The 15,006-nt window shown below is 42.3% G+C and carries 14 protein-coding genes; all 14 read right to left on the bottom strand.

Features of this window, described 5'->3' with window-relative positions; translation table 11 throughout:
- Nucleotide 1: 1 nt before the first annotated feature.
- Nucleotides 2-388, bottom strand: a complete 387-nt coding sequence (locus E7Y33_RS01185) for a Mini-ribonuclease 3 (RefSeq protein ID WP_000567925.1) — start codon at nt 386-388, stop codon at nt 2-4.
- Nucleotides 381-1,724 carry a cysteine--tRNA ligase gene (cysS, locus tag E7Y33_RS01190; protein WP_139689415.1) on the bottom strand — a complete coding sequence of 448 codons (1,344 nt, stop codon included), beginning with the start codon at nt 1,722-1,724 and terminating at the stop codon, nt 381-383. Before cysS ends, E7Y33_RS01185 begins: the two co-directional genes overlap by 8 nt.
- 17 nt (nt 1,725-1,741) lie before the next feature.
- Nucleotides 1,742-2,263 (bottom strand): dihydrofolate reductase family protein, encoded by a 522-nt coding sequence (locus E7Y33_RS01195; RefSeq protein ID WP_045634343.1) that lies wholly within the window; start codon nt 2,261-2,263, stop codon nt 1,742-1,744.
- Between the two features lie 8 nt (nt 2,264-2,271).
- Nucleotides 2,272-3,036, bottom strand: coding sequence for a nucleoside phosphorylase (locus E7Y33_RS01200; RefSeq protein WP_139689416.1), 765 nt, complete (start codon nt 3,034-3,036; stop codon nt 2,272-2,274).
- Nucleotides 3,037-3,049: 13 nt separating this feature from the next.
- On the bottom strand, nt 3,050-3,250 hold the full coding sequence (locus E7Y33_RS01205; protein WP_002882686.1) for a YdeI/OmpD-associated family protein: 201 nt from the start codon (nt 3,248-3,250) through the stop codon (nt 3,050-3,052).
- Between the two features lie 49 nt (nt 3,251-3,299).
- Complete coding sequence (cysE, locus tag E7Y33_RS01210) at nt 3,300-3,917, bottom strand: serine O-acetyltransferase (RefSeq protein ID WP_070567985.1); 618 nt, start codon at nt 3,915-3,917, stop codon at nt 3,300-3,302.
- A gap of 15 nt (nt 3,918-3,932) precedes the next feature.
- A complete protein-coding gene (gene pnp / locus E7Y33_RS01215; protein WP_139689417.1) occupies nt 3,933-6,146 on the bottom strand; it encodes a polyribonucleotide nucleotidyltransferase in 2,214 nt (737 codons plus the stop codon).
- A 543-nt stretch (nt 6,147-6,689) separates the two neighbouring features.
- The gene (metF, locus tag E7Y33_RS01220; RefSeq protein ID WP_025168823.1) at nt 6,690-7,556 is read right to left on the bottom strand and encodes a methylenetetrahydrofolate reductase [NAD(P)H]; all 867 of its coding nucleotides are present in this window, start codon (nt 7,554-7,556) and stop codon (nt 6,690-6,692) included.
- Between the two features lie 93 nt (nt 7,557-7,649).
- Nucleotides 7,650-9,899, bottom strand: a complete 2,250-nt coding sequence (gene metE / locus E7Y33_RS01225; RefSeq protein ID WP_139689418.1) for a 5-methyltetrahydropteroyltriglutamate--homocysteine S-methyltransferase — start codon at nt 9,897-9,899, stop codon at nt 7,650-7,652.
- A 352-nt stretch (nt 9,900-10,251) separates the two neighbouring features.
- On the bottom strand, nt 10,252-10,545 hold the full coding sequence (locus E7Y33_RS01230) for a helix-turn-helix domain-containing protein (RefSeq protein ID WP_139689419.1): 294 nt from the start codon (nt 10,543-10,545) through the stop codon (nt 10,252-10,254).
- Nucleotides 10,535-10,900 carry a type II toxin-antitoxin system RelE/ParE family toxin gene (locus E7Y33_RS01235; RefSeq protein ID WP_139689420.1) on the bottom strand — a complete coding sequence of 122 codons (366 nt, stop codon included), beginning with the start codon at nt 10,898-10,900 and terminating at the stop codon, nt 10,535-10,537. Before E7Y33_RS01235 ends, E7Y33_RS01230 begins: the two co-directional genes overlap by 11 nt.
- Nucleotides 10,901-11,055: 155 nt before the next feature.
- The gene (locus E7Y33_RS01240; protein WP_139689421.1) at nt 11,056-11,421 is read right to left on the bottom strand and encodes a TIGR02328 family protein; all 366 of its coding nucleotides are present in this window, start codon (nt 11,419-11,421) and stop codon (nt 11,056-11,058) included.
- The gene (locus E7Y33_RS01245) at nt 11,405-11,809 is read right to left on the bottom strand and encodes a YbgA family protein (RefSeq protein ID WP_139689422.1); all 405 of its coding nucleotides are present in this window, start codon (nt 11,807-11,809) and stop codon (nt 11,405-11,407) included. Before E7Y33_RS01245 ends, E7Y33_RS01240 begins: the two co-directional genes overlap by 17 nt.
- Before the next feature lie 124 nt (nt 11,810-11,933).
- Nucleotides 11,934-14,978: a type I restriction endonuclease subunit R gene (locus E7Y33_RS01250; RefSeq protein WP_139689423.1), complete on the bottom strand. Its 3,045-nt coding sequence runs from the start codon at nt 14,976-14,978 to the stop codon at nt 11,934-11,936.
- Nucleotides 14,979-15,006: the final 28 nt, after the last annotated feature.

A 15,006-nucleotide genomic window follows, 5' to 3' on the forward strand; every position in this document is an offset into this window, starting at 1 on the left:
CCTAGCCCTCCACTTTTTGGATGCACCAAGAAATTATAGTCTCTAGACGCTCCACATTTTCAGTCAGATGGAGATAGCCCATCACTGCTTCAAAACCTGTAGACATGCGGTAAGTCACCACATCTGCATTTTTAGCCTTTGTGTGACTATTGGTATTGCGGCCACGTTTGTAGATTTCTTCTTCTTTTTCCGTCAGGACTTGCTCTTCCAACATGAGGGAAATCAAGCGAGCCTGAGCCTTGGCTGACACATACTTAGTCGCCTCTTGGTGGAGTTTGTTGGGTTTGGTCATGCCTTTAAGGATGAGATGGCGACGGATATACATGGAATAAACCGCATCTCCTTCGAAGGCAAGCGCAATCCCGTTAATGAGATTGACATCAATCACGAGTCCACCTCACTCCATCCTTGGTGTCAAGGAGCTTAATTCCTTGAGCCGCTAATTGATCACGGATTTGGTCTGCTGTCGCAAAGTCACGATTAGCACGCGCTTCTTGACGTTTTTGGATTAAGGCTTCAATGTCTGCATCCAAAACTTCCTCAACAAAGACAATCCCAAAGACTTCCAATATAGCCGCAAGAGCTTCCTTAGCACTTGCATCATAGTTGCCGGAGTTGATCCATTTGGCCATTTCAAAGACAACTGTGATACCATTTGCGGAGTTGAAATCCTCATCCATAGCGGCAACAAACTTATTTTTAAAAGCCTGTAACTCTTGAGCATCTACAGTCCCAGTAAATGGTTGTTCATAGGTGTTCTTTAGATACTTGAGATTGGTCTCGGCATCACGCACTGCTTTTTCTGTAAAGTTGATCGGCTTGCGGTAATGTTGAGTCGCAAAGAAGAAACGAAGCACTTGACCATCAATGGTCTTGAGGGCATCATGAACGGTAATAAAGTTACCCAAAGACTTGGACATCTTGACATTGTCGATATTGACAAAGCCATTATGCATCCAGTAGTTAGCAAAAGTCTTGCCAGTTTTGGCTTCTGACTGGGCAATTTCGTTGGTATGGTGAGGAAACTCCAAATCAGCTCCACCACCGTGGATATCAATGGTATCGCCCAAAATCTCTGTCGACATGACCGAACACTCAATATGCCAGCCTGGACGACCAGGTCCCCAAGGACTGTCCCAAGAAATCTCGCCTGGTTTTGCACCTTTCCAAAGAGCAAAGTCTACAGGATTTTCCTTGCGAGCCGTTTCCTCATCGGTACGACCTGAAGCACCCAGCTCCAAATCTTCCAAGGTTTTATTGGCCAATTTAGCATAGTTGTGAGATTTTTCCACGCGGAAGTAAACATCTCCTTGACTCTCGTATGCATAACCTTTTTCAATCAAGTCTTCCACAAAACGAATGATGTCCGCCATAAACTCCACCACACGCGGATGGCGAGTCGCAGGTTTCACGCCCAAAGCTGTCACATCCTCACGAAAGGCAGCGATGTACTTGTCCGCAACCTCCAGAGGCGTGATACCTTCTTCCTTGGCACGGTTGATAATCTTATCGTCTACATCTGTAAAGTTGGAAATATAGGCAACTTCGTAGCCACGGTATTCGAAATAACGACGAATGGTATCAAAAGCCACCGTCGAACGGGCATTCCCTACGTGGATATAGTTGTATACCGTTGGCCCACAGACATACATGCGAACCTTTCCTTCTTCGATTGGGACAAATTCTCGCAAATCACGAGACATGGTGTCGTAAATTTTAATCATGCGGTCCACTCCCTTCTCTATTTCTGACTTTTTCGGCTGAAAACCAGCTCTGCAAAAGGGCCAAATTGTCTGAGGCTATCCAGTTGGTAAAAGCGCTGCCCTTCCTCTTGGGTAAAGAGGGGAACCCCCTTTCCTAGGATAAGGGGTGCTATCTGAATAATGAGGTGGTCGAAAAGATCCGCATCCAAGAGCGGTCCTACCAAGGAATTACCACCAATCACAAAGACATTTTTGCCTTTGTCAATCTGGTGAACAAAGTCCACCACATCCCCAGCTACTGGCTGGTAATTGCTGACAGGCAGGTGCCTATCATGCGTAAAGACATAGTTTTCCGTAGCTTTATAAAAACTTTCTACATCTTGCAAATCTTGGATTTCCTCAAAGGTCCGCTTGCCCATGATGGTGATATCCATTTGCCTGTAAAAGTCATCATAGCCTGTATCCTCTACAGAACCAAGCTGATGCAGCCAGTCTATCCTGTGCTGGCTGTCTGCCAAGTAGCCATCCATGGTGATACAGCCGTAAAAATATACTGCCATTCTTGTAGTTACCTTTCTAGTTCCTTGGCTATTATCAAAGCGATAGTGAAAAAAGTCATGGCATCAGCTGTCCGCTCTTCATGGCGGGCATCCCAGGTTCGGTTATGATGGTCCACATAGTCAGCTGTGTAGAAGAACTGATAGACTTTACTCTTGCGGAATTGACTCCAAGCCATGATAGCCGAAGCTTCCATGTCCACCACTTGAGCTCCAGCAGCCAAGCGACGCTTGACCTTATCAGGCGTTTCCCGATAAAAGGCATCAGTCGTCCAAGCCTTGGTGCGGATATGCTCGATATTGTGCTTGTCAAAGATGGCTTCCAGCTCAATCAGCAGAGACTCGTCATAGGCGACTTCGTCACCCGGTGGGGCATAGTGATAGCTAGTTCCTTCATCTCGCAATGCAGCTGCAGGCAGGATAATTTTATCCGCCTCAATTGAGCGGTCCAAAACGCCACAGGAACCTAAAATGATGAAATTTTTGAAGCCTCTGGCCGCCAACTCCTCCAGCTGGCCGACTATCATGGGAGCCCCAATTGGAGCCAACATAACTGCTAGCTTGCTAGGTCCTTGGCCATAAATATACCATGGATGATGGCCGTTTATGCTTTTCAAATAGCCTCCCGGATAGACATCTTCTGACTCAATCAAACGTTTCAGAATTTCGCCATTAAAGGACAGAATGATGGTTTCGCATACCTCTCTCTTGTCATGGACTGGCTTTTCAGTTGGCTCAATAACTGCTGCTACATCTTCAAATTCCTCTAATAGCATAACTTCTCTTTCTTTAAGGCTCCAGCAAATCCGCCTTCATTTTATTTAGACGGCGCAGTTTGGTCTCATCTTTTTTGGCTTCACTGATATAATGAGCCCATTCACGCTGGTGGCTAGGTGGCAGTTTAATAAAGCGCTCCTTAGCAAGACCATCCAAGCGTTCTTGCAACTCAAGAACTGCCTGGTTCAAAATTGCATCTGATAAATCTGACATAGTTCTTACCTCCTGTCATACTTCACCTCGATAACTTTGCTACCCTATCCTACAGACTTGATGAATGGTGACTGGCTTCTCTAGCCTGCTCTAGTTTATTGACGTAGTACTCTCGTTTTTCTTCGACTTCGTGGATCGTTGGTTCATCCTTCTGTCCATGAACGCGAACAATCTTAGCTGGAATACCGACAACTGTCACATCACTAGGTACGTCTGCCACGACTACTGCAGCAGCACCGACTTTGGCATTTTCACCGATTTCTACCGGTCCGATAACTTGGGCATGAGCCGATATGAGAGCTCCTTTACGCACAGTCGGATGGCGTTTGCCAACATCCTTCCCTGTTCCACCAAGAGTCACTCCGTGATAGAGAAGAACGCCTTTTTCAACAATCGCCGTCTCTCCAATCACCAGACCTGAACCATGGTCAATAAAAACACCTGATTCTATCTGAGCACCCGGATGAATCTCGATTTGAGTCCAAAAGCGCCAAAACTGACTGTGCATCCGAGCTAGGAGTTTGAAGCCGTGCTTCCATAGAAAATGCGAGAGACGGTGGGCAGCTAAGGCCTTGACACCTGGATAAGTCAGCAAAACTTCCAAACTGTTGCGTGCCGCTGGATCATTTTCTTTTACAATATCAATGGTTTCGCGCCACCATCCCATACATTTCTCCTTTTCTTATTCTGAATCTTTTGGTGTTTCTGTAAATTCTTTCTTAGGTTTGTGGTCCTTGTGATGACGTGGACGGTGAGGTCGCTCAGACTTTTCACCTTTTTCATCATGCTCAGGTTTTGGCGGACGAGGAAGAAGAGCTTTCATAGAGGCATCGATACGGCCTTTTTCATCAATCTTGATAACCTTAACATCTACTTCATCACCGATAGCTACCAAGTCTTCTACACGATTGGTACGAGTCCAAGCCATTTCAGAAATATGCACAAGTGCATCTGTCTTATCAAAGAGGTTGACAAAGGCACCAAATTTCTCGATACGAACAACCTTAGCATGGTAGACTTCATCCACTTTGGCTTCACGAACCAAGCCAGCGATGATTTCTTTGGTTCGGTTAATGGCATCTTGGTCACTAGAGTAGATGGACACGTTACCTTCTTCGTCGATATCAATCTTGACGCCTGTTTCAGCGATGATCTTGTCAATGGTTTCTCCACCCTTACCGATGATAATCTTAATCTTGTCCACATCAATCTTGATGGTATCAATTTTCGGTGCAGTTGGAGCCAATTCTGGACGAACTTCTGGGATGGTTGCTTCAATCACATCAAGGATTTCAAAACGCGCTTTCTTGGCTTGAGCAAGGGCTTCTCTCAAGATTTCTGCAGTGATTCCTTGGATCTTGATATCCATCTGAAGGGCTGTAATCCCGTCACGAGTACCTGCAACCTTAAAGTCCATATCTCCAAAGTGGTCTTCCAAACCTTGGATATCGGTCAATACTGTGTAGTTATTTCCATCTGAGATGAGACCCATGGCAATACCCGCTACTGGCGCTTTGATTGGTACACCACCAGCCATAAGGGCAAGAGTTCCTGCACAGATAGAAGCCTGAGACGAAGAACCATTTGATTCCAAGACTTCTGCTACCAGACGGATAGCGTATGGGAATTCTTCCAAACTTGGCAAGACTTGAGCAAGGGCACGCTCACCAAGAGCACCGTGACCGATTTCACGACGACCAGGCGCACCGTAACGACCTGTTTCCCCTACAGAGTATTGAGGGAAGTTATAGTGGTGCATAAAGCGTTTCTTGTACTCTGGATCCAAACCATCGATGATTTGAGTTTCCCCCATCGGAGCCAAGGTCAAGACTGAAAGGGCTTGAGTTTGTCCACGAGTGAAGAGACCAGAACCATGTACACGAGGAAGGAAGTCAACGACCGCATCCAAAGGACGGATTTCATCGACCTTACGACCGTCCGGACGAACCTTGTCTTCTGTGATCAAACGGCGCACTTCAGCGTGTTCCATTTGTTCCAAGATTTCAGCCACATCACGCATAATACGATCAAATTCTTCGTGGTCCGCATATTTTTCTTCGTAAACGGCCGTCACTTGATCTTTGACTGCTTGAGTTGCAGCTTCACGGGCCAATTTTTCTTCTACTTGAACTGCTTTTTGGAGGTCACTGTTATAGGCTGCGATGATTTCAGCTTGCAAGTCAGCATCCACATGAAGCAATTCCACTTCTGCTTTTTCCTTACCAACAGCAGCAACGATTTCTTCTTGGAAAGCAATCAATTCTTTGACTGCTTCGTGCCCTTTGAGAAGGGCTTCCAACATGATTTCTTCTGATAATTCTTTGGCACCAGACTCAACCATGTTGATAGCATGCTTGGTCCCAGCTACTGTCAATTCAAGAAGCGATTGCTCTGCTTGTTCTTGAGTAGGGTTGATGATGATTTGACCATCGACATAGCCCACCTGTACCCCAGCAATTGGTCCGTCAAATGGAATATCTGAAATAGAAAGTGCCAAGGATGAACCAAACATAGCAGCCATAGGTGCAGAGGCATTTTCATCGTAAGAAAGGACCGTATTGATCACTTGCACTTCGTTACGGAAACCTTCCGCAAACATTGGACGGATTGGACGGTCAATCAAACGCGCTGTCAAGGTCGCATCTGTTGAAGGACGTCCTTCACGTTTCATAAAGCCACCAGGAAACTTCCCAGCTGCATACATCTTTTCTTCGTAGTTGACTTGGAGTGGGAAGAAATCCCCAGTTGCCATCTTCTTAGACATAACGGCCGCAGTCAAGACAGTTGACTCACCGTAACGCACGACAACTGCGCCATTTGCTTGCTTAGCAACCTGACCAGTCTCTACGATTAACTCACGACCCGCAAAAGTCGTTTGAAACACTTGTTTTGTCATTTTAATCCCCTTTGGATTGATGAAATTATACGCCTTGCCTACAAAGATCAAGATACCAAGGACGTCAAAAGCAAAGTAAAAATAGGAAACTGACGAAGTCTTCGATGAAGACAAGACAGTTTATCTTTTTTACACAGCTTTTCGGCCGGGTTCAATTACTCAAGATACAAATCATTAGAAAGGATTGATGCTAAAGCATCTAAGCCTTTCACGCTAATCGCTATCATACGATTAGCTAAATGCTTTACTAACTCCCTCGTCAAATAATATCGATTTGACTCACTCGTGTCGCTAAACCTTGCAGTTTGAATGCATTGTATTATTCAATACCCTCATCTTTGTATCAAGTACGTACAGAGTCTATTCTATCATATTTTTCTTAAAAAGTGCGGGCTTTTCTATTAAAAAGGAACCATTCCCCCATGAAAAGAGGAATGGTTTGTTGTTTATTTTATTTGGCAAATTCTTTGGCTTTCGCAACTGTCATTTTTCATTTAAAATCAAGTGAATGACAAGCTGTCGTCTCAGTGGTTAAAGAATTGATTACCCTAGAGACTGATGGTTGAACAAGGCATGGGTTGCTTGGTGGATGTATTTTGCTGTTTCAGCATTATTCATAGTGTAGAGATGCACTCCTGCAACATCTTGTGTAACCAAGTCCACGATCTGATCCACGGCATAGGCAAGTCCTGCTGCTCTGAGCGACTCAGGGTCATGCTCATACTTGTCCAAGATAGCCTTAAATTTTCGTGGAAGATGGATATTCTCACACGTTTTCAAGAGACGAAGCGCTTGATTTCGGTTAAGAATGGGCATGATACCTGCATGAATAGGAACATCAATCCCTGCCAAGGTACACTTGTCTTGGAAATCATAGAAACGCTCATTGTCAAAGAAAAGCTGCGTTACAAGGCTTGAACAGCCTGCATCCACTTTCTTCTTGAGATTTTGAATATCCGAGATTTGGTTTGGCGAGTCAGGATGGCCCTCTGGGTAGCAAGCGCCAACAATATCAAAGTGAGGAGCTTGTTCCTTGATGAACTCGATCAAATCTGTTGCGTAGCGGAAATCCTTTTGCGGCTCCACATCAGGGATGATATCTCCACGCAAGGCTAAGATTTTCTGTACCCCAACCTTGTCCAAGTCTGCAATGGTTTCAGCAACCTTTTCCTTGGTCAGATAGATAGCTGGTAAGTGGGCAATGGTTGGAATCGCCAAATCATTCTGGATAAAGTCAGCCAAACGAACCGTCGTTTCCTTGATATTAAATTTATTATTGCTGGCGGTCACACTGATAAAGTGCGGTGTCAGCTCCCGCATATCCTGCAAGGCTGAAATAATTTTATCATTACCCACAGCTGGGTTTGGAGGGAACACTTCAAATGAAAGTGACGGCGTTTGGCGTGACATAGTCATTATCCTTTTCTTTTTGATTTCATGATTGCTGAGCAGCTAGGGCCAAGCAGTTCCTTGAACAGTCAGTGTCAAGAGAGAAATCTTATCTTACAATTTCTCACGCGCAGCTTTGGCTGCTTCGACAAGGCGGATCAAGCTTTCTTTTGTTTCTGGAATACCACGTGTTTTCAAACCACAGTCAGGGTTGATCCAAACTTTTTTGCTTGGAACTTTAGCAAGAATAGCATCGATTGTGTGGTCAATTTCGCCTTCATTTGGCACACGAGGTGAGTGGATATCGTAAACCCCAGGTCCCACTTCTGTTTGGAAGTTTTTCGCTTTGAGTTCGTCCAAGATTTCAAGGTTTGAACGGCTTGCTTCAAAGGAAATAACGTCCGCATCCATGTTGTCGATAGCTGGGATGATATCTGTAAATTCTGAGTAACACATGTGAGTGTGGATTTGTGTGTCTGGCGCTACTGTAGAGTGTACCAAGCGGAAGGCTGGAATAGCCCAGTCAAGGTAATCTTCGTACCAGTCGCTACGACGAAGTGGCAATTTCTCACGAAGAGCAGCCTCGTCGATTTGGATAATCTTCACGCCTGCAGCTTCAAGGTCAAGAACTTCATCCTTGATTGCAAGTGCGATTTGAAGAGTAGAATCCTTGATAGAGATGTCTTCACGTGGGAATGACCAGTTGAGGATGGTAACAGGTCCAGTCAACATACCTTTAACAGGTTTGTCAGTACGGCTTTGTGCGTAGCTAGACCATTTGACAGTGATTGGGTTGAGACGAGTCACATCACCCCAGATGATTGGTGGTTTCACCCCACGCATACCGTATGATTGTACCCAACCATTCTTAGAGAAGAGGTAACCTGACAAGTTTTGACCGAAGTACTCAACCATGTCGTTACGCTCGAATTCACCGTGTACAAGCACGTCAAATCCAACTTCTTCTTGCCATTTGATCCATTCGTCGATGGTTTCAGCAAGGAAGGCGTCGTACTCTTCTTGAGACAATTCACCCTTACGGAAGGCCAAACGTTTGGCACGGACTTCCTTAGTTTGAGGGAATGAACCAATTGTTGTTGTTGGAAGTGCTGGAAGTTTGAAAGTTTCTTCTTGGATCGCTTCACGTTCTGCAAAGGCTGGCAAACGAGTGTAGTCAGCGTCTGTCAAACTAGCGATACGCGCACGAAGTTCTGCATTTTCACCCACACGCTCAGTCGCAAAGAGTTCTTTGTTAGCTGCAAGAGCTTCTGCACCTTGACCATTGCGGATAGCATCCAAGTCACGAAGTTCTTCTAATTTTTCTACTGCAAATGCAAAGTGGTTCAAGATTGCTGGTTCAAATTCTTCATTAGCAGTTGTAAATGGCACATGAAGAAGGGAGCATGAGCTTGTCAAAACGATGTTTTCAGCTGGGATTTGCTCAAGAACAGCCAAGCTCTTTTCGTAATTGTTGCGCCAGATGTTTTTACCATTGACGATACCTGCATAGAGAGTCTTGTCAGCTGGGAAGCCACCTTTCACAAGTTCAAGAGTTTTCTTACCTTCAACGAAGTCCAAACCGATGGCATCTACTGGCAAATTCACAAGATCAGAGTAAACGTCACGAACGTCACCGAAGTAAGTTTGAAGCAAGACTTCAAGACCTTTCTTGTCAGCCAAAAGTTTGTTGTAGAGGTTCAAGAAGAGAGCTTTTTCTTCAGCTGTCAAGTCTTTGACAAGAGCCGCTTCGTCGAGTTGGATGCGAGTCGCACCAAGTTCAGCCAATTTTGCAAAAACTTCTTGGTAAGCAGCCACTAAGCTGTCTACGAAGTCTTCTGCTTTCACGCCTTCTTCAAAATCTGATAATTGAAGGAAAGTGAATGGACCGACGAGAACAGGACGAGTGTTCAATCCAAGTTCTTTTGCTTCTTGGAACTCATCAAAGATTTTGTGACCAGCCAATTTAACTTGAGTGTCTTTTTCAAATTTAGGAACGATGTAGTGGTAGTTGGTGTTAAACCACTTCTTCATCGGAAGGGCACGAACGTCCCCTTTTTCTCCTTGGTAACCACGTCCCAAAGCAAAGTAGCGCTCAAGGTCAGACAAGTCCAAGTTTTGAACAGATGCTGGCACCACGTTGAAGAGGAAAGCAGCATCTAGGAAGTTGTCATAGTGAGAAAAGTCATTTGATGGGATTTCAGTGATGCCTTTTTCTTTGACAATGTTCCAGTGTTTTGCGCGCAATTCTTTTGCGGCTGCAAGGAGTTCTTCTTCTGAGATTTCTTTTCTAAAGTATTTTTCAGTTGTAAATTTTAATTCGCGGAATTCGCCCAAACGAGGGAAACCGATGATCGTAGTTGACATGATGTGTCCTCCAAAATTTGTTGTTGAAACTATCTTAACAGAAAAGAAACTGTCTGTATAATTGTAAATAATTAGGCTTTGATATAGTTTGAAACTATACCATCATTTTGAACAAAAGAAAAAGACTTGAGACCAGCGTCTCAAATCCTTTGTATAGTTTGTTTTATAGCTATATTTTAGTTAGAATGCTCAAACGAGCTATTGATGATTCTTATAAGTGACTATGGCTTGTTATTAGAAAAGACTATAAGTTGATTTTTCTTTTATAATTCTGATATTTCCCTGAAAAGTGCGGACGGGAGGTAAAATTATCCAGTGGATGATTTTAGCCAACCAAGTAATTTCATCCCTATCAACTTTTCCCCTGTTCAAGTGGAACGACTGCTAGTGTCTTTCCTAAACTGGCTAAAACTTTTAAGACCGTATCCAACTGAGGACTGGTCTTGCCTGTCTCCATCCTAGCAATCACAGGCTGACTCACTCCACTAAGTTCTTCTAGCTTTTTCTGACTAATTCCTTGCTCATGTCTAGCCTCAATCAACTCACTCATGATAGCCACTCGAATATCACTTTCAAGGATTTCCTCTTTGGTAAAGAGTTCTGACCGAACATCCTTCCAATTACTTCCAATGACACTATTCTTCATTACTTGCCCCTCTTTCTTTTAAGTCCTTCAGTTCACGCTTGGCTTTTTCAATTTCTCTTCTAGGAGTCTTTTGAGTCTTTTTGACAAAATGATGTAAAAGAACAAAACTCCCATCAACCCAAGCCACAAATAGTATCCTACCCCTAAGAGGTCTTAGTTCCCATATCTCATCTTCCAAATGTTTAATATAGGGCTCACCTGCTCTAGTCCCATGCTGACTAAGCAACTCGATATAGTCATTTAGTTTATTGAGTTTGATGCGGCTATCCTTACTTTTCTGACAATCCAATTCTCTCATATAATCCAAGACTGGCTCATTTCCATTTTTGTCCTTATAGAAGTAAGTCGTATGCACCAAGCAACCTCTTTCTAATTTAATTATAACTCAAAAGTTATTAAAAGTAAATCCAAATATTCATAAAAAGAAGACCTTCAGAAAATTCTAAAGGCCTCATCTTTATTATTCGAAAAAGCTTAAAGAAATACTAGACATTCACAACTTCTGTACTCTTACTCCAACTCTATCCCCTTATCTCGGAGATTAGCCAGACACTCCTCGTAGTATCTTGCATCATGCTCGCTGTAGATAGGACTTTTCAACTTATCCTCTGCTAAGTCTTCATAAGGAGGACAAGTCTTACCGCGGTAGTTTTTGTCCAGCCACTCTGGACTGACATTGTAGCCTCGGTTAACCATCTCCTCCATGATCAAGTCATGGTAGGCATAGAGACGATAGGGCGAATGGGTAAAGACATAGTCCACTGTCGCATGCTTTCTGCCCCAGCCATTGCCACGCAGGGCACAACACTCTCGATGCTGCCCCAAGAGTTGAGGACGGGGAAGTTGCGAAATCAAAGCCTCATGCCAAAGTCTCATGGGCGTCTCCTTTCAGTAAAGTCGAATGTTGCAAATAGGTATTGGGATAGCGATCCAGCAACTCTCTCGTCTTAGCGATCAAGTCTTCCTTAGTAGCCTGACCAAAGCGGTAGCGATCCAGCAAGAGCATATAGTCCTTGCGCTCAGCATCTGTCGCTTTCTTTTTGAAATAGCCCCAAATATGCTGAAAGGCATTGCAAACCTGACCTCTATGCTCTGGGATTTGACAGGCACGATCAATCATCTCTTGAACCTGACTCAGCTCCACCTCTTCATTCTTCAAGTATTGGCGAATCTCATTGTAAATATTGCTGGAATGGCTCAAAACGAGATATTTGTTTCTAGCCCAGAGTTGTTGGCACTGGGATTTTTGGTTAGTTTGTTCCATGTTTCTCCTTGCTTTCTATCAGTTCCCAGGAAATATGGAAACAAAGTTGCATCTAAAAAACGAGCGAATAAAGAGTGTTTTTTGTAGAACCTGATTTTTCTAACAAACCTTGATTTAGAAATCATCAAATACCTGAATAAGTCTCTACCAACAACTGAATCTTATGTAGAACTTCTTGTTTTTTCCGTTCACGCGCTCCCTGTCTACGAGAAGTTGGTGGAATAATCGAATCCAAATCAGTTCCACTGTTTTCGGCATAACCTCGTTGAATTGATTTATCTATGAATAATTGATAATCAGCTACAAGTTTCTCAGACTCAGCTAGGTCTTGAATCGCGATTTTTTTGCGCTCCTTGCCATATTCGTAGAAAGCATTGATAATCCCATCATGGTCTTTCAATTTTTGCAAATCGGTGTCATTGATAAACCCGATAACCAACTCTTCTTTAGCACGAATATCAATACTTGAGCGAATTACACGACTAACTTCTTCTTTCAAATCTTCCTTAGATTCAGAGTTCTTCGATTTCTCAACAATCAATGCAAGGATATAATCCAGATTAATCTCATCTGTTTTTAAGAGTTCGATTTCAAATTCAACATCTGAAAGGTCAACCTCTAAATCTTTACTCTTTTCATAGTTTTTAAGGTTTAAGAATTCATCTCGAATTTCTACATAAGCACTCTTCAAATCTTGAAGATAACCTTCTGAGATAGGCTTGTCTAGCTCTTGGAATTCATCATAATTTCTGAGAACATTATCAAGCTTCAGCAATTCACCAAATAGCTTAACAAACTCTTTTTTATCATGCTCTGTTTCAATTTCTTGTGGATTCGGGAATTTCTCAAGAATTTCCTGACAGACTGCTGTATATCCTTTGACCTCAATACCAGTTACCTGATCCACAAAACCATCCATGTATTCACTAAAGCTTTTTTCTAAGATGATATCAAGCTTATTAGTATCACCAAATGTTTTTATGGCTTCTTGTGTGGCCTTTTCTAAATCACGGAAACAAACGATATTGCCAAAAGGTTTAACCTCATTAAAAATTCGATTAGTTCTCGAGAATGCCTGAATCAATCCATGATAACGAAGATTTTTATCGACAAAGAGTGTATTCATAGTTGGAGCATCAAATCCCGTCAAGAACATACCAACTACAATCAGTAAATCCACTTCCTTGGACTTAACTCGTTTTGAAAGGTCTCGATAATAATTTTGAAACTCTTTCCCATTAGTCGAAAAGTTGGTCTTGAACATTTGATTATAGTCATAGATTGCTTTAGAAAGAAACTCTTTAGATGAAAGAGACATGGCTGTATCTTGAGGGTCTAGCTCTTCATCTTGAATCTCTCCATAAGCTGACTGTTCTTCGTTAGGCGCAAAGCTAAAGATAGTAGCGACCTTCAAACGCTTAACTTCTGGTAGAGTTGCCTGTTGCTGCTGGAGTTCTTCATAGTATAGTTTTGCTGCTTCAATACTTTGTACAGCCAACATAGCATTAAAACCTTGCATCTTTTTTTGTTTATGAGTGTAATATTTACTCCGATGCGTCTTGTCATTATAAACTCTCAACAGGTACTCTGTAATGGTTGCTATCCGTTCTGGATGCAATAGGATCTCCTTCTCTATCTTTTTGAGTTTCTTCTCATCAATCTCTTGACCAACTGCTTTTTCAGCTTCTCTATACTTGTTTATTTCAGGCTTGATATAGTTATAGTCGACTTTGAACTTCAACACTTTTTTATCTCGAATAGCATCTGTTATAACGTAGTTATGAAGTTGCTCTCCAAAAACCTCTTGTGTTGTTTCTCCTGTTAAGCTATTTTCTGGGAAAATCGGAGTACCTGTAAATCCAAATAAAGCATACTGTTTAAAAGCTTTTTTGATACGCTTTTGCGCCTTCCCAAACTGGGAGCGATGGCACTCGTCAAAAATCAAGACACATTTCTTACTGTAGATTTCATGATTTGGATTTGCTGTTATAAATTTATTTAACTTCTGAATAGTTGTGACAACGATTTTTCCATCATTTTCTTCAATATTACGTTGGAGTTCTTTTGTATTGTTACTACCATTTACTGAATTTGGTTGGAATTTTTGATATTCCTTCATGGTTTGATAATCTAGGTCTTTTCTATCCACCACAAATATCACTTTATCAATATAGTCCAACTCTGTTGCTAAACGAGCGGTTTTAAAGCTGGTCAAAGTTTTCCCAGAACCCGTCGTATGCCAGATATAGCCACAAGCATTAATCGTACCGAAATTCTTCATTTCATTTGTGGAATGAATCTTTCGTAAAATACTCTCTGTTGCAGCTATCTGATAAGGGCGCATGATGAGCAAGGTATTATCAGCATCAAAGACACAATACTTGGTTAAAACTTCTAAAAGAACTCGTTTGCTCAAAAAGGTAACAGTAAAGTCCTCAAGGTCGTGAATTGTTTTATTTTTGCGGTCTGCCCATTCACAAGTGAACTCATAATGATTTTTATTTTGAGCCGTTGTATTGGCAAAATAGCGTGTATAAGTACCATTAGAAATAACAAAAATCTGAATATACTTATACAAAGAATTCTCGCTATTGAAACTTTCCTTACTATAACGGTGAAGCTGATTAAAGGCTTCTTGCAGACGAACTCCTCGTCTCTTTAATTCAATCTGAACTAATGGAAGGCCGTTTACTAGGATGGTAACATCATAACGGTTGGTATGGCTCCCCACTTGGATCACTTGGTTGATGACCTGCATGCTGTTGTTATGAATGTTTTTCTTATCAAGGATAAAAATATTTTTAATTCGTCCATCATCGAAGACAAAGTCATAGATATGATTTTCTTGAATTTTCCGAGTCTTTTCAACTAGCCCTTCATTGGGACAATCCAAATACTCAACTACAAAACGTTGCCACTCCGCATCTGTAAAGGTCACCTTATTGAGCTTTTCAATTTGAACCTTTGCATTTGCTAAAAGATCTTCAGGTGTATGAATATTTAAGCGTTCATAGTTGAGATGATTCACCAAATCAGAAATTAACTGATTTTCTAAATCAGCCTCTGACTGATATTCTCTATCCGTGCGATACTCTGGTTGATACTCAGCCAAGAGAATCCCTTCATTTGTTTCCGCAATTACTTCATGTACTTTTGAATAATCAATCATTGCATGCTTCCTCACTAATCTCTAAACA

The sequence above is a fragment of the Streptococcus oralis genome (assembly GCF_006175905.1).
GTDB classification, from domain to species: Bacteria; Bacillota; Bacilli; order Lactobacillales; family Streptococcaceae; genus Streptococcus; species Streptococcus oralis_BG.